The sequence below is a fragment of the Cedecea sp. FDAARGOS_727 genome (assembly GCF_012273235.1).
Taxonomy (GTDB): domain Bacteria; phylum Pseudomonadota; class Gammaproteobacteria; order Enterobacterales; family Enterobacteriaceae; genus Cedecea; species Cedecea davisae.
On the sequence record NZ_CP050966.1, the window covers coordinates 2097523 to 2113286 of the forward strand.

The 15764-nt window shown below is 55.8% G+C and carries 15 protein-coding genes; 13 read left to right on the plus strand and 2 right to left on the minus strand.

Annotated features, from left to right (window positions below):
• Positions 1-29: 29 nt before the first annotated feature.
• The gene (locus FOC35_RS09990; RefSeq protein ID WP_172568824.1) at positions 30-1274 is read left to right on the plus strand and encodes an amino acid permease; all 1245 of its coding nucleotides are present in this window, start codon (positions 30-32) and stop codon (positions 1272-1274) included.
• 256 nt (positions 1275-1530) lie between these two features.
• Positions 1531-2634, plus strand: coding sequence for a branched-chain amino acid ABC transporter substrate-binding protein (locus FOC35_RS09995; protein WP_072145787.1), 1104 nt, complete (start codon positions 1531-1533; stop codon positions 2632-2634).
• A gap of 79 nt (positions 2635-2713) precedes the next feature.
• Here the strand turns inward: FOC35_RS09995 and panM are convergent, their stop codons facing one another.
• Positions 2714-3094 carry an aspartate 1-decarboxylase autocleavage activator PanM gene (panM, locus tag FOC35_RS10000; protein WP_016538579.1) on the minus strand — a complete coding sequence of 127 codons (381 nt, stop codon included), beginning with the start codon at positions 3092-3094 and terminating at the stop codon, positions 2714-2716.
• Between the two features lie 398 nt (positions 3095-3492).
• Between panM and livK the strand changes: the two genes are divergently transcribed.
• The 10 genes from livK (at position 3493) to ugpQ (ending at position 13518) form a co-directional block, all read left to right on the plus strand.
• Positions 3493-4602, plus strand: a complete 1110-nt coding sequence (gene livK / locus FOC35_RS10005; RefSeq protein ID WP_172568825.1) for a high-affinity branched-chain amino acid ABC transporter substrate-binding protein LivK — start codon at positions 3493-3495, stop codon at positions 4600-4602.
• A 65-nt stretch (positions 4603-4667) separates the two neighbouring features.
• Positions 4668-5594, plus strand: a complete 927-nt coding sequence (livH, locus tag FOC35_RS10010) for a high-affinity branched-chain amino acid ABC transporter permease LivH (protein WP_008457946.1) — start codon at positions 4668-4670, stop codon at positions 5592-5594.
• On the plus strand, positions 5591-6868 hold the full coding sequence (locus tag FOC35_RS10015; protein WP_172568826.1) for a high-affinity branched-chain amino acid ABC transporter permease LivM: 1278 nt from the start codon (positions 5591-5593) through the stop codon (positions 6866-6868). The genes livH and FOC35_RS10015 overlap by 4 nt, the downstream gene beginning before the upstream one ends.
• The gene (livG, locus tag FOC35_RS10020; protein ID WP_016538575.1) at positions 6865-7632 is read left to right on the plus strand and encodes a high-affinity branched-chain amino acid ABC transporter ATP-binding protein LivG; all 768 of its coding nucleotides are present in this window, start codon (positions 6865-6867) and stop codon (positions 7630-7632) included. Before FOC35_RS10015 ends, livG begins: the two co-directional genes overlap by 4 nt.
• Position 7633: 1 nt before the next feature.
• Positions 7634-8347 carry a high-affinity branched-chain amino acid ABC transporter ATP-binding protein LivF gene (gene livF / locus FOC35_RS10025; RefSeq protein ID WP_172568827.1) on the plus strand — a complete coding sequence of 238 codons (714 nt, stop codon included), beginning with the start codon at positions 7634-7636 and terminating at the stop codon, positions 8345-8347.
• Positions 8348-8572: 225 nt separating this feature from the next.
• Complete coding sequence (gene ugpB, locus FOC35_RS10030; RefSeq protein WP_172568828.1) at positions 8573-9889, plus strand: sn-glycerol-3-phosphate ABC transporter substrate-binding protein UgpB; 1317 nt, start codon at positions 8573-8575, stop codon at positions 9887-9889.
• A gap of 88 nt (positions 9890-9977) precedes the next feature.
• Positions 9978-10865 carry a sn-glycerol-3-phosphate ABC transporter permease UgpA gene (gene ugpA / locus FOC35_RS10035; protein WP_172568829.1) on the plus strand — a complete coding sequence of 296 codons (888 nt, stop codon included), beginning with the start codon at positions 9978-9980 and terminating at the stop codon, positions 10863-10865.
• Positions 10862-11707 (plus strand): sn-glycerol-3-phosphate ABC transporter permease UgpE, encoded by an 846-nt coding sequence (gene ugpE, locus FOC35_RS10040; RefSeq protein ID WP_172568830.1) that lies wholly within the window; start codon positions 10862-10864, stop codon positions 11705-11707. The genes ugpA and ugpE overlap by 4 nt, the downstream gene beginning before the upstream one ends.
• A 3-nt stretch (positions 11708-11710) precedes the next feature.
• Positions 11711-12781, plus strand: a complete 1071-nt coding sequence (locus tag FOC35_RS10045) for a sn-glycerol-3-phosphate import ATP-binding protein UgpC (protein ID WP_016538570.1) — start codon at positions 11711-11713, stop codon at positions 12779-12781.
• Positions 12778-13518 carry a glycerophosphodiester phosphodiesterase gene (ugpQ, locus tag FOC35_RS10050; RefSeq protein ID WP_172568831.1) on the plus strand — a complete coding sequence of 247 codons (741 nt, stop codon included), beginning with the start codon at positions 12778-12780 and terminating at the stop codon, positions 13516-13518. The genes FOC35_RS10045 and ugpQ overlap by 4 nt, the downstream gene beginning before the upstream one ends.
• Before the next feature lie 3 nt (positions 13519-13521).
• Here the strand turns inward: ugpQ and FOC35_RS10055 are convergent, their stop codons facing one another.
• Positions 13522-13884, minus strand: coding sequence for a DUF2756 family protein (locus tag FOC35_RS10055; RefSeq protein ID WP_172568832.1), 363 nt, complete (start codon positions 13882-13884; stop codon positions 13522-13524).
• Between the two features lie 121 nt (positions 13885-14005).
• Here FOC35_RS10055 and ggt point away from each other — a divergent pair, with 121 nt between their 5' ends.
• Complete coding sequence (ggt, locus tag FOC35_RS10060; protein ID WP_172568833.1) at positions 14006-15748, plus strand: gamma-glutamyltransferase; 1743 nt, start codon at positions 14006-14008, stop codon at positions 15746-15748.
• Positions 15749-15764: the final 16 nt, after the last annotated feature.

Genomic DNA, 15764 nt, shown 5'->3' on the forward strand with positions numbered 1-15764 from the left:
CTCTCCGCCGGAGTAATCTGGAAAATATTATGTCTGAAAACTCCACCTTCTCTCCCGCCGTTGCGCGCGGGGAGCGAACGGCTGTCCCTGGAAAATCCCTGAGTTTTGTTGAAGGCGTGTCGATGATTGTCGGCACTAATATTGGCGCGGGCGTGCTTTCTATCGCCTATGCCTCAAGTAAAGCAGGCTTCTGGCCGCTGCTATTCTGGCTGGTACTGGTGGGCAGTCTCACTACCGTAACCATGCTCTATGTAGCAGAAACGACTCTGCGCACCCGCCAGCATTTGCAGCTTAGCGGGCTGTCTTTGCGCTACGTTGGCAAGTTTGGCGCACTGATGATGTTCCTCTCGGTTTGTGTGAACAGCGTGGGCGCATTGACAGCCTATATGACCGGCAGCGGCAAGCTGCTGCACTCTTTGCTCGGTATCTCCCCGGCGCTGGGCAGCGTGCTGTTTTTCATCCCTGCGGCAGGCGTACTGTACATGGGGCTAAAAGCGATTGGCCGGGGTGAAAAATTTATTAGCGTCGGCATGGTGGTGATGATTGCCATCCTGGTGGCCGCCACTTTGCTCAAAGAGACGACCAGCGTGAGCTATTTGCTGGAAGGCAACTGGCTTTATATGGTGCCGGTATTCAACGTTGTGGTGTTCTGCTTCTCGGCGCAGTACATCGTGCCGGAGATGGCGCGCGGCTTTGCTGACAAACCCGAGAAGCTGCCAAAGGCGATTATCGTCGGCATGGTTATTACCTTTAGCCTGCTGGCCTTGGTGCCGATGTCGGTCATTATGCTTAACGGGCTGGACAATATCTCTGAGGTCGCGACCATTTCCTGGGGTAAAGCGCTGGGGGAGTGGGCATTCTTTTCGGCCAACCTGTTCGCGCTGTGCGCCATGCTGACCTCGTACTGGGGGCTGGGTGGTAGCTTCCTGACTAATATTTTCGACAGATTTCGCCTCGGCAGCGACGAGCCTTCGATGAAGCGTTTCCTGGTGCTGCTGGTGGTGGCCGTGCCGCCTTTTATTCTGGCCTACAGCGGGCTGGTGTCGTTTGTTAACGCGCTCTATTTTGCGGGGGTATTCAGCGGCGTGATTTTGTCGATTATGCCGATCCTGATGATTAAAGGCGCCCGCCGTCATGGCGATATCACGCCCGGCTGGACCTGTCCGGCATTTATGACCCATCCGTTGATTCAGATTTTCATCGTACTGCTTTATCTGTGTAGCGCGGTTTATGCAATAGCTTCTGCCCTGGGCTATTTGCCAGCCGGCTGGTAATTCTGGTTTCGACTACCCGCGCCGGAGCCTCGTCCGGCGCGGTCATTTCTTTGTCACGTTTCCTTTATCTAACCTTCAAATATGTCTTTCCAAATTATCGCAAATGACGCTATGTTTAGCATAGTGTGCTGCCCTGGCGCGGGTGGCCGCCCTTAAGTTAGCTATCATATGCTTTTCTTATGCATACAATCAGAATAATGCGCTAACAAACAACAACACAACAAATGCAATAACCATAACAATGGGGACTCTCAGGATGAAAATGACGGGTAAGGCCTTACTGGCAGGATGCATTGCACTGGCAATGAGCCACGCGGCGCTGGCAAAAGATATTAAAGTCGCGGTAGTGGGGGCGATGTCTGGCCCGGTTGCCCAGTATGGCGATCAGGAATTTACCGGTGCCGAGCAGGCGGTTGCCGATATTAATGCAAAAGGCGGGATCAAAGGCGACAAACTGGTTATCACCAAATATGACGATGCCTGTGACCCGAAACAAGCGGTAGCGGTAGCCAACAAAGTGGTCAACGACGGCGTTAAATACGTTATCGGCCACCTGTGCTCTTCTTCCACTCAGCCAGCGTCTGATATCTACGAAGACGAAGGTATTCTGATGATCACCCCGGCGGCAACCGCTCCGGAGTTGACGTCACGCGGCTATAAGCTGACTCTGCGCACCACCGGCCTGGACTCTGACCAGGGTCCGACCGCAGCAAAATACATTCTTGACCACGTTAAGCCCAAGCGAATTGCGGTAATCCACGACAAGCAGCAGTACGGTGAAGGTCTGGCGCGTTCGGTGCAGGATGGCCTGAAAAAAGGCGGCGCTAACGTCGTGTTCTTCGACGGCATTACCGCCGGTGAGAAAGATTTCTCTACCCTGGTGGCGCGCCTTAAGAAAGAGAACATCGACTTCGTTTATTACGGCGGCTACCACCCGGAAATGGGGCAGATCCTGCGTCAGTCCCGCGCTGCTGGCCTGAAAACCCAGTTCATGGGTCCGGAAGGCGTAGCGAACGTATCCCTGTCTAACATCGCCGGTGATTCTGCTGAAGGCCTGCTGGTTACCAAACCTAAGAACTACGATCAGGTTCCGGCTAACAAACCGGTTGTGGACGCGATTAAAGCTAAGAAACAGGATCCGAGCGGTGCATTCGTCTGGACTACCTACGCCGCGTTGCAGTCTCTGGCGGCTGGTCTGAACCAGAGTGAAGACCCGGCAAAAATCTCTGAATGGCTGAAGGCTAATAGCGTTAACACCGTAATGGGGCCGCTGTCCTGGGACCAGAAGGGCGACCTGAAGGGCTTTGAGTTCGGCGTGTTTACCTGGCATGCCAACGGTACAGCGACCGACGCAAAATAAACAGCAAACGGCAACCTCTGGTTGCCGTTTTAGTGTTTACTCCCTCTCCCTTAGGGAGAGGGACGGGGTGAGGGGGCTCCTATTTCTCCCAGCCGCCGCTCTGTGCGCGGAACCCCGAAGCCTGCATAAACGCCGCCATCGCTTCGCGGTCTTCCACGCCAACATCCGCCAGCCACCAGTGGTTAATCGCCGCGTTATCCCGCATCACTTCTTCCAGCAGGTACTGCCCCACGCCGCGGCGACGGGTGATCTCGCGCACCCGCAGCGAATCCAGCGCGCCTTGTGAACCGGTCAACGTGACGCGTACCGCCCCGAGCAGGCGATCGTTAAATTTTGCGGCGTAGATCCTTTCGTTATCGCTCAGCGTCAGCGAGGCGCTGGAATATTCCGGCCAGATCTTGCCGAGGTCAATTTTATCCTGAGCGCTAAACTCAAACAGACGAATGATGGTGAGTTTCATAAGTGACCTAACCAAAAAGCGGGAAAACGTCGAGTGTAACCAATTTATTTGCCCCAGACGCTTTATCTTTTTTATGCCGCTGAGCAGTTGATTACTTTTTGTGGCAAACCTAAGCCAGCCTTAAAAATGGCAGATTGAATCCTGACCAGGATAAAGCACTAAAATCCAGTGAATTGTTCGGCTCTTTGTACCGCTATTTTATGCTGATTTCAGTGCTTTTTTTTGTTTAACTATGGCGAAATACAGAATATTATCTCTACTTAATCGCCTGAAAAATAGAGAGTTTAGCCGGATAAATTGTAAATTTTGCCGCTAACTCCTTCAAGGCAATGATAAAAATGGTCATTGATTAAAAAAAGCACTGAGTGCTTTTTAACCACGTTATGGGGATGGAACGGATGAAGATGAACGCGAAGACATTACTCGCCGGAGTGGTTGCGTTGGCGATGTCTCACGCGGCAACCGCTGGAGATATTAAAGTGGCTGTTGTCGGGGCAATGTCAGGCCCGGTAGCGCAGTGGGGTGACATGGAATTTAACGGTGCCCGCCAGGCTATTAAAGACATCAACGCCAAAGGCGGCATCAAAGGGGACAAGCTTGTTGCCGTAGAATACGACGACGCCTGCGATCCGAAACAGGCCGTAGCGGTAGCGAACAAAATCGTGAACGACGGCGTGAAATACGTTATCGGCCACCTTTGCTCTTCCTCTACTCAGCCAGCCTCCGACATCTATGAAGATGAAGGCATCCTGATGATTACCCCGGGCGCGACGAACCCAGAGCTGACCCAGCGTGGTTACGGCATGATTATGCGCACCGCTGGCCTGGACTCTTCCCAGGGCCCGACCGCGGCCAAATACATCCTCGAGCACGTTAAGCCGCAGCGCGTTGCCATCATTCACGATAAGCAGCAATACGGTGAAGGCCTGGCGCGCTCCGTGCAGGACGGCCTGAAGAAAGGCGGGGCTAACATCGTCTTCTTCGACGGCATCACCGCGGGCGATAAAGACTTCTCCACTCTGGTGGCTCGCCTGCAAAAAGAAAATATCGACTTCGTTTACTACGGCGGTTACTACCCGGAAATGGGTCAGATCCTGCGCCAGGCGCGCGCCGTGGGTCTGAAAACTCAGTTTATGGGGCCGGAAGGCGTGGGCAATGCTTCTCTGTCCAACATCGCTGGCCCGGCGGGTGAAGGAATGCTGGTGACTATGCCTAAGCGCTATGACCAGGAGCCTGCCAACAAAGCTATCGTGGATGAGCTGAAAGCACAGAAGAAAGACCCGAGCGGCCCGTATGTCTGGATAACCTATGCGGCGGTTCAGTCTCTGGCAACCGCGATGGACCGTACCGGCAGCAAGGATCCTGCCGCGCTGGTTAAAGATTTAAAAGCGCATGGCGCGAACACCGTTATTGGGCCGCTGAACTGGGATGAAAAAGGCGATTTGAAAGGATTTGAATTCGGTGTCTTCCAGTGGCACGCCGATGGTTCGTCCAGCGTGGCGAAATAAGGCGACGACTCTATAGTCATCCCACCCTCCGGCTTTCTGCCGGGGGGTCATTAAAAGGTTAAGTTATGTCCGAGCAGTTTCTCTACTTCCTGCAGCAGATGTTTAACGGCGTCACGCTGGGTAGTACTTATGCGCTGATAGCTATCGGCTATACGATGGTGTACGGCATTATCGGCATGATCAACTTCGCCCACGGCGAAGTGTATATGATCGGCAGCTATGTCTCTTTCATGATAATCGCCGCGCTAATGATGCTCGGAATTGATGTTGGCTGGATGCTGGTAGGCGCAGGCTTTATCGGTGCGATTATTATTGCCAGCGCCTATGGCTGGAGCATTGAGCGCGTCGCCTATAAGCCGGTGCGCAACTCCAAGCGCCTGATTGCGCTTATTTCCGCCATCGGTATGTCTATATTCCTGCAAAACTACGTCAGCCTTACCGAAGGCTCGCGTGACATCGCGCTGCCAAGCCTGTTTAACGGCCAGTGGATAGTGGGTGCGAGTGATAATTTCACCGCCACCATTACTACTATGCAGCTGGTTATCTGGGTGGTGACCTTCCTGGCGATGCTGGCGCTGACGCTGTTCATCCGCTATTCCCGTATGGGCCGCGCCTGCCGCGCCTGTGCTGAAGATTTGAAAATGGCGAGCCTGCTCGGGATTAATACCGACCGCGTTATCTCCCTGACCTTCGTGATTGGCGCTGCGATGGCGGCGGTTGCGGGCGTTCTGCTCGGCCAGTTCTACGGCGTTATCAACCCTTATATCGGCTTTATGGCCGGGATGAAGGCCTTTACCGCGGCGGTTCTGGGCGGTATCGGCAGCATTCCTGGTGCCATGATTGGCGGCCTGATCCTCGGCGTTGCCGAAGCGCTGACCTCCGCTTATTTGAGCACTGAATATAAAGACGTTGTCTCCTTCGCTCTGCTGATAGTGGTGCTGCTGGTGATGCCGACCGGTATCCTCGGTCGTCCGGAGGTTGAGAAAGTATGAAGCCGATGCATGTTGTCTTTTCGCTGCTCTCTGCGGCCATGTTCTTTATTCTGGCATCGGTATTTATGGGCGTTCAGCTGAGCCTGGACGGTACCAAACTGGTGGTAAACAGCGCCGCTTCTGTGCGCTGGGAATGGGTGCTTATCGGCACCGCCGTAGTGCTGGTGTTCCAGCTGCTGCGCCCGCTGTTCCTGAAAGGCATGAAGAAAGTTTCCGGGCCGAAGTTTGTGCTGCCCGCGCTGGATGGCTCAACGGTTAAGCAGAAGCTGTTCCTGGTGGCGCTGCTGGTTGCCGCCGTTGCGTGGCCGTTTTTGGTTTCGCGCGGTACGGTAGACATCGCCACGTTAACCATGATTTACATCATCCTCGGCCTGGGGCTGAACGTGGTGGTGGGGCTGTCCGGCCTGCTGGTGCTGGGTTATGGCGGCTTCTACGCTATTGGCGCTTATACCTTTGCGCTGCTGAACCACTATTACGGCCTTGGCTTCTGGACTTGCCTGCCGCTGGCGGGCCTGGTGGCCGCCGCCGCCGGTTTCCTGCTTGGCTTCCCGGTACTGCGCCTGCGTGGTGATTATCTGGCGATTGTGACGCTGGGCTTCGGCGAAATCGTCCGTATCCTGCTGCTGAATAACACCGAGATAACCGGCGGCCCGAACGGCATCAGCCAAATTCCAAAACCAACCTTCTTTGGCCTCGAATTTAGCCGTACCGCCCGTGAAGGCGGCTGGGATACCTTCAGCAACTTCTTCAACGTGGCCTACGATCCCAGCGACAGGGTTATCTTTCTTTACCTGGTGGCGCTGCTGCTGGTAGTGCTGTCGCTGTTTGTGATTAACCGCCTGCTGCGTATGCCGCTGGGTCGCGCGTGGGAAGCGCTGCGCGAAGATGAAATCGCCTGCCGCTCGCTGGGTCTGAATCCGACCCGTATTAAGCTGACCGCGTTTACCATCAGCGCCGCGTTTGCCGGTTTTGCCGGGACGCTGTTTGCCGCGCGCCAGGGCTTTGTCAGCCCGGAGTCCTTCACCTTTGCCGAGTCGGCGTTTGTGCTGGCGATTGTGGTATTGGGCGGGATGGGCTCTCAGTTTGCGGTTATTCTGGCGGCCGTGCTGCTGGTGGTTTCCCGCGAGCTGATGCGTGACCTGAACGAATACAGCATGCTGGTGCTCGGTGGCCTGATGGTGCTGATGATGATTTGGCGTCCGCAGGGCCTGCTGCCGATGACGCGCCCGCATCTGAAATTGAAGAAAGAGCAAGTGAAAGGAGAGCAGGCATGAGTCAGCCATTGTTATCCGTCAGCGGCCTGATGATGCGTTTCGGCGGCCTGCTCGCCGTCAACAATGTCTCTCTGGAGCTGCATCCTCAGGAAATCGTTTCACTTATCGGCCCCAACGGCGCCGGTAAAACCACGGTGTTTAACTGCCTCACCGGCTTCTATAAGCCGACCGGCGGCACCATCATGCTGCGTGACCAGCATCTTGAAGGGCTGCCGGGCCAGCAGATTGCTCGTATGGGCGTGGTGCGAACTTTCCAGCACGTGCGCCTGTTCCGCGAAATGACGGTGATTGAAAACCTGCTGGTGGCTCAGCATCAGCAGCTGAAAACCGGTATTTTCTCCGGTCTGCTGAAAACCCCTGGCTTCCGTCGCGCCCAGAGCGAAGCCCTGGACCGTGCGGCAACCTGGCTTGAGCGAATTGGCCTGCTCGAGCACGCTAACCGCCAGGCAAGTAACCTGGCCTACGGCGATCAGCGTCGCCTGGAGATTGCCCGCTGCATGGTCACTCAGCCGGAAATTTTAATGCTGGATGAGCCTGCTGCCGGCCTTAACCCGAAAGAAACCCATGAGCTTGATGAGCTGATCATGGAGCTGCGTAATCACCACAACACTACGGTGTTGCTGATTGAGCACGACATGAAGCTGGTAATGGGCATTTCTGACCGTATCTACGTGGTGAACCAGGGAACGCCGTTGGCAAACGGCACGCCGGAGCAAATCCGCAACAACCCTGACGTCATTCGCGCCTATTTGGGTGAGGCATAAGATGGAAAATATAATGCTGTCGTTTGACAAGGTGAGCGCCCACTACGGAAAAATCCAGGCGCTGCACGAAGTCAGTCTGCATATTAAACAGGGTGAAATCGTTACCCTGATCGGCGCCAACGGGGCCGGTAAAACCACGCTGCTCGGCACGCTGTGCGGCGATCCGCGGGCCACCGGTGGCCGTGTGGTATTTGATGGCAAAGATATTACAGACTGGCACACCGCGCGCATCATGCGTGAGGCCGTAGCCATCGTGCCGGAAGGCCGCCGCGTCTTCTCCCGCATGACGGTAGAAGAAAATCTGGCGATGGGCGGATTTTTTGCCGAGCGTGACCAGTTCCAGGAGCGCATCAAGCGCGTCTATGAACTGTTTCCGCGCCTGCATGAGCGCCGCATTCAGCGGGCGGGCACCATGTCCGGCGGCGAGCAGCAGATGCTGGCGATTGGCCGGGCATTGATGAGCCAGCCACGTCTGTTACTGCTGGATGAACCTTCGCTTGGCCTGGCGCCCATCATCATCCAGCAAATCTTCGACACCATCGAACAGCTGCGCAGCGAAGGGATGACCATTTTCCTCGTTGAGCAAAACGCCAACCAGGCGCTGAAGCTGGCCGACCGGGGTTACGTGCTGGAAAACGGCCACGTTGTGCTGGAAGACACCGGCGAGGCCTTGCTGGCGAACGAAGCGGTAAGAAGCGCCTATCTGGGCGGTTAATAAAAGCAAAACGGCAACCTCGGTTGCCGTTTTTTTTGTTTGCCCCCCCTGCTCAGAGGGGCGAAGAAAATATATCCTCCCCGATCCAAAGAAACATTTCATTCACCTTGCTGTAACCATTCTGTCATCCGACCGTTATTTTTCTGTCATTCGAGCGTGTCATGTTACCTCGCGAGCATAAAACGCGTGATTTCGCGCATCCGGCACAACAAGAGAGATAACCGAATGACATCGTTACGACACACAGCTTTGGCGCTGACGCTGGGTCTGGCATTTGCCAGCCAGGCGATGGCCGTTACCACCATCCCTTTCTGGCATTCAATGGACGGGGAACTGGGTAAAGAAGTTGATTCTCTGGCTACACGCTTCAACGAAACGCATCCTGACGTTAAAATTGTGCCGGTTTATAAAGGCAACTACGAGCAGAGCCTGGCTGCGGGCATTGCGGCATACCGCTCCGGTAACGCGCCAGCCATCCTGCAGGTTTATGAAGTTGGCACCGCGACCATGATGGCTTCTAAAGCTATCAAGCCGGTCTACGAAGTATTTAAAGATGCAGGGATTAGCTTCGACGAATCCCAGTTCGTGCCGACCGTTGCCGGTTACTACACTGACTCCAAAACGGGCCACCTGCTGTCCCAGCCTTTCAACAGCTCCACGCCGGTGCTGTACTACAACAAAGACGCTTTCAAGAAAGCGGGCCTGAACCCGGACCAGCCGCCTAAAACCTGGCAGGACGTTGCCGAGTACAGCGCCAAACTGCGCGCGGCCGGCATGAAGTGCGGCTACGCCAGCGGCTGGCAGGGTTGGATCCAGCTGGAGAACTTCAGCGCCTGGCACGGCCTGCCGTTTGCGACTAAAAACAACGGCTTCGACGGCACTGACGCAGTTCTCGAGTTCAATAAAGCAGAGCAGGTGAAACATATTGCGATGCTCGAAGAGATGAACAAGAAGGGCGATTTCACCTACTTCGGCCGTAAAGACGAGTCTACCGAGAAGTTCTACAACGGCGATTGCGCAATCACCACCGCTTCTTCCGGCTCTCTGGCTGATATCCGCCAGTACGCGAAATTCAACTACGGCGTAGGCATGATGCCTTACGATGCAGATGCGAAAGGCGCTCCGCAGAACGCCATCATCGGTGGTGCAAGCCTGTGGGTTATGCAGGGCAAAGACAAGCCAACGTATAAAGGTGTTGCCGAGTTCATGCAGTTCCTGGCTAAGCCGGAAATCGCCGCTGAATGGCACCAGAAAACCGGTTACCTGCCAATCACCACCGCGGCTTACGACCTGACTCGTAAAGACGGCTTCTACGACAAGAACCCGGGTGCGGATACCGCAACCCGCCAGATGCTGAACAAGCCGCCGTTGCCGTTCACTAAAGGCCTGCGCCTGGGCAACATGCCGCAGATCCGTACCGTGGTTGATGAAGAGCTGGAATCCGTATGGACCGGCAAGAAGACGCCACAACAGGCTCTGGATACCGCCGTTGAGCGTGGTAACCAATTGCTGCGCCGCTTCGAGCAGTCTACCAAGTCATAAGATCTACCCCCATCCCGCATTCTCCCTGAAAGAGAGTGCGGGATGAGGGGCATAGCTCCACCCGTATCAACATAAACCGAGTAACTCTATGTCATCATCTCGCCCGGTGTTTCGCTCAAGCTGGCTCCCCTACGCCCTGGTGCTGCCGCAGTTGATTATCACCGTCATCTTCTTTATCTGGCCGGCGGGCGAAGCCCTCTGGTACTCGCTGCAAAACCTTGACCCGTTTGGTCTGTCCAGCCACTTTGTTGGCCTGGATAACTTCGTGCAGCTGTTCCACGATAGCTACTATCTGGACTCTTTCTACACCACGATGATTTTTAGCGGCCTGGTGGCAGGCAGCGGCCTGCTGGTTTCGCTGTTTTTTGCCGCTCTGGTCGATTACGTGGTGCGCGGTAGCCGCTTCTATCAAACCATGCTGCTATTGCCCTATGCTGTTGCACCCGCCATCGCCGCGGTGCTGTGGATCTTCCTGTTCAACCCGGGACGCGGGCTGATTACCCACGTGCTGGAAGAGTTTGGCTATAACTGGAACCACGCGCAGAACAGCGGCCAGGCCATGTTCCTGGTCGTGTTCGCCTCCGTGTGGAAGCAGATTAGCTATAACTTCCTGTTCTTCTTCGCCGCCCTGCAGTCGATCCCTCGTTCGCTGGTGGAAGCCGCAGCCATTGACGGAGCTGGCCCGGTGCGCCGCTTCTTCTTTATTTCGCTGCCGCTTATCGCCCCGGTGAGCTTCTTCCTGCTGGTGGTGAACCTGGTTTATGCCTTCTTCGATACCTTCCCGGTTATCGACGCGGCAACCGGCGGTGGCCCGGTTCAGGCAACCACCACGCTTATCTACAAGATTTATCGCGAAGGGTTTGCTGGGCTGGATCTCTCTTCCTCGGCGGCGCAATCGGTGGTGCTGATGCTGCTGGTGATTGTCCTGACGGTGGTTCAGTTCCGCTTCGTTGAACGTAAGGTGCGCTACCAATGATTGAGAACCGTCGCGGGCTGACTATCTTCAGCCATACTCTGCTCATCCTCGGCATTATCGTGATTTTGTTCCCGCTGTACGTGGCGTTTGTCGCCGCGACGCTGGATAACAAAGCGGTTTTTGATACGCCGATGACGCTTATCCCCGGCACTCATCTGTGGGAAAACATTAGCTATATCTGGAACAACGGCGTGGCGGTGAACAGCGCGCCTTTTAGCCGGATGCTGTTTAACAGCTCGGTGATGGCGCTGGTGATAACCATTGGCAAAATCGCCGTCTCTATGCTGTCGGCCTTCGCCATTGTCTGGTTCCGCTTTCCGCTGCGCAACCTGTTCTTCTGGATGATCTTTATCACCCTGATGCTGCCGGTTGAAGTGCGTATTTTCCCTACGGTAGAGGTTATCTCTAACCTGAAAATGCTCGACAGCTACACCGGTTTGACGCTGCCGCTGATGGCTTCGGCTACCGCCACGTTTCTGTTTCGCCAATTTTTCATGACGCTGCCAGACGAGCTGATGGAAGCGGCCCGCATCGACGGCGCCTCGCCGATGCGTTTTTTCTTTGACATCGTACTGCCGCTGTCCAAAACCAATCTGGCCGCGCTGTTCGTGATCACTTTTATCTACGGCTGGAACCAGTACCTCTGGCCGCTGCTGATTATCACCGACGCTGACCTGGGAACCGCCGTGGCGGGTATCAAAGGAATGATTGCCAGCGGTGATGGCGTGACGCAGTGGAACCAGGTTATGGCGGCAATGCTGCTGACTCTTGTTCCTCCGGTAGTTATCGTTTTAGTAATGCAGCGCGCGTTTGTGCGTGGCCTGGTTGATAGTGAGAAATAGCCCATGGCAGGTTTAAAGTTACAGGCAGTAAGTAAGAGCTGGGACGGCAAGACCCAGGTTATCCAGCCGTTGACCGTTGACGTAGCGGACGGCGAGTTTATCGTCATGGTTGGGCCGTCGGGCTGCGGTAAATCTACGCTGCTGCGTATGGTCGCCGGGCTTGAGCAGGTCACCAGCGGCGACATCTGGATTGACAGCCAGCGCGTCACTGACATGGAGCCAAAAGAACGCGGCATTGCGATGGTGTTCCAGAACTACGCCCTCTATCCGCATATGACGGTGGAAGAGAACATGGCGTGGGGGCTGAAAATTCGCGGTCTGGGCAAAGAGCAAATCCGCCAGAAGGTACTGGAAGCCGCCCGTATTCTTGAGCTGGATGCGTTGTTAACCCGCCGCCCGCGCGAGCTTTCCGGCGGCCAGCGGCAGCGTGTGGCTATGGGCCGCGCCATCGTGCGTGACCCGGCGGTATTCCTGTTCGATGAACCTCTGTCCAACCTCGACGCCAAGCTGCGCGTGCAGATGCGCCTTGAGCTACAGCAGCTGCATCGCCGCCTGAAAACCACCAGCCTGTACGTTACGCACGACCAGGTCGAAGCCATGACTCTCGCCCAGCGCGTGATGGTGATGAACAAAGGCATAGCGGAGCAAATTGGTACTCCGGTTGAAGTTTATGAGCGCCCGGCCAGCCGCTTTGTTGCCAGCTTTATCGGCTCTCCTGCGATGAACCTGCTGGAGGGCAAAATCAGCATCGACGGCTCGCGCTTTGAGCTGGATGGCGGTGACGTATTGCCAATTGGCAGCCAGCATTTACAGTGGGTTGGCCGTCCGATGACGCTGGGTATCCGCCCGGAACATATTGCGATAAGCTCACAGGCTGCAGGCGGCATTCCCATTGTTGTTGAAACCCTGGAAATGCTCGGCGCCGATAACCTGGTGCACGGCCGCTGGGGCGGTCAAAAGGTGGTTATTCGCCTTTCACACCAGGAGCGTCCTCAGCCGGGAACCACGCTGTGGGTCCATCTGCCGGAAGAACATCTGCACTTCTTTGATGGTAAAAACGGACAACGCTTATGAGCAACTGGCCCTATCCAAAAATCGTCGCCCACCGTGGCGGCGGTAAACTGGCACCGGAAAATACCCTCGCGGCAATCGACGTGGGGGCGCGCTACGGCCACACCATGATTGAGTTTGACGCCAAGCTGTCACGCGATGGGCAAATTTTCCTGCTGCACGACGATACCCTGGAGCGCACCAGCAACGGCTGGGGCGTTGCCGGAGAGCTGAACTGGGATAACCTGCTGAAAGTGGATGCGGGTAGCTGGTTCAGCCGCGAATTTGCCGGCGAGCCGCTGCCGCTGCTCTCTCAGGTTGCCGAGCGCTGTAGGCAGCACGGCATGATGGCCAATATCGAAATCAAGCCGACCACCGGCCTGGAAACGGAAACCGGTAAAGTGGTGGCATTGGCCGCCCGCGAATTGTGGGCCGGGCAAATCGCACCGCTGCTTTCGTCTTTTGAAATCCTGGCGCTGGAAGCCGCGCAGCAGGCTGCACCTGAGCTGCCTCGCGGGCTGCTGCTGGACGAATGGCGTGACGACTGGCGCGAACTGACCACCCGTTTACAGTGCGTGTCGATTCACCTGAATCATCAACTGCTGGATGAGGCTCGCGTGAAGGAGCTGAAAGCGGCGGGCTTATATATTCTGGTGTATACCGTGAACGTTCCCCATCGTGCAGCGGTGCTGCTGGAGTGGGGCGTCGATGCCATCTGTACCGATCGCATCGACGAGATTGGCCCTGATTTTAGCGCCTGAGTTTTACGGCGTAACGGGCGGCAGGGTTGAGCTATTTTGATTCAGCATGCCGCCGTTTCCTCCCTTCAACATCCCGTTTTTGCCGCTCGGTAGCGGCTGCTCCCTTATCCCCGGCTGAGATTGTAAAACCCGCTGCGAGTTGTTGTTGAGCTGCGTCTGTAGCTGCTGCTGTTGACGCTGGCTCTGCGTCTGAAGCTGCTGTTTGAGCATCCCCTGCTGCTGAATTTGCTGAGCCTGCATTTGCGACTGCATGCGCTGCTGGCTCGGATTCTGGTAGCCAGGCAGGTTTGGATTATTGGTGGTGTTCAGCGGCTGGGCGAGCGCCGTTAAGGGCAGCAGTGCTGCCAAAAGCCATACTTTTTTCATCGTCATCTCCTCCCGTCAGGGGCTTTTTAAGTTTACTCCGTTTCCCTTCACACGGTGATTATTTCGGATTTGTGAACCAGGATTAAGCGGGGACTTTCCCCGGGTAAATGAGGATATAACGATGATAAAACAGTGGAAAAAGCTGAGCTGGGCCGCTATCCCGGCGTTGTTAATTGGGCTATGCCTGCCGGGTGTTGCGGCTCCTCCGCCGGTTTCTTACGGCGTGGAAGTGGATGTTCACCATCCTGTTGTAGCCGAACATGGAATGGTGTCTTCTCAGGATGCGGCGGCAACCCGGGTTGGCGTTGAGATTTTAAAGCAGGGCGGCAATGCGGTTGATGCCGCAGTCGCCGTGGGTTATGCGCTGGCGGTCACGCACCCGCAGGCGGGGAATATTGGCGGCGGCGGTTTTATGATGCTGCGAACGAAAGACGGCAAAACCGTCGCCATCGACTTCCGTGAAATGGCGCCTGAGAAAGCCAGCCGCGATATGTTCCTGGATGATAAAGGTAATGCAGACAGCAAAAAATCGCTGACCTCACACCTGGCCTCCGGCACGCCCGGCACCGTGGCCGGTTTTAGCCTGGCGCTGGAGAAATACGGCACTATGCCGCTGAACAAAGTGGTGCAGCCTGCGATCAAGCTGGCGCGTGATGGTATTACCGTCAACGATGCGCTGGCGGACGATCTCAAGCAGTACGGTGCGGAAGTGATCCCGAACCACGAAAACAGCAAGGCCATTTTCTGGAAAGCTGACGGCCAGCCGCTGCAAAAAGGCGATAAGCTGGTGCAGGCAAACCTCGCAAAAAGCCTGGAGATGATTGCTGAGCAGGGGCCGGATGCTTTCTATAAAGGCGCGATTGCCGACCAGATTGCCGAAGAGATGGCAAAAAACGGCGGGCTGATAAGCAAGGCGGATCTTGCTAACTACAAGGCGGTGGAACGCAAGCCCGTTAGCGGCGAATACCGTGGCTATGAGGTTTACTCCATGCCGCCTCCGTCTTCCGGCGGTATTCATATCGTGCAGATCCTGAATATTCTCGAAAACTTCGACCTTGCGAAATATGGCTTCGGCAGCGCCGATGCGATGCAGGTTATGGCCGAGGCTGAAAAATATGCCTACGCCGACCGCTCGGAATATCTCGGCGATCCGGATTTTGTGAAGGTGCCCTGGCAGGCGCTGACCAGCAAGGCCTATGCGAAATCACTGGCCGAGAAAATCGATATCAACAAAGCCCGCCCGTCGAGTGAAATCAAACCCGGCAAACTTGCCCCTTATGAAAGCGACCAGACCACACATTTCTCGGTGGTGGATAAAGACGGCAACGCCGTGGCGGTAACCTATACGCTCAATACCGTATTTGGCACCGGCATCGTTGCGGGTAATACCGGCATTCTGATGAATAACCAGATGGATGACTTCTCCGCCAAGCCCGGCACGCCCAACGTTTACGGGCTGGTAGGTGGGGAGGCCAACGCCGTGGGGCCACATAAACGCCCGCTTTCTTCTATGTCGCCGACGATTGTGGTGAAAGACGGTAAAACATGGCTGGTGACCGGTAGCCCGGGCGGTAGCCGCATTATCACCACCGTGCTGCAAATGGTGGTCAACAGCATCGACTTTGGAATGAACGTTGCCGAAGCGGCCAATGCCCCGCGCTTCCATCATCAGTGGCTGCCGGACGAGCTGAGGGTGGAGAAGGGCTTTAGCCCGGATACGCTAAAACTGCTTAAAGAGAAGGGGCAAAACGTCGAAGTGAAGGCGGCTATGGGCAGTACGCAAAGCATTATGGTCGCGCCGGACGGCAAGCTTTACGGCGCTTCAGACCCACGCTCGGTAGATGATTTAGCGGCAGGGTACTGATTGTTCTTACTTTCCC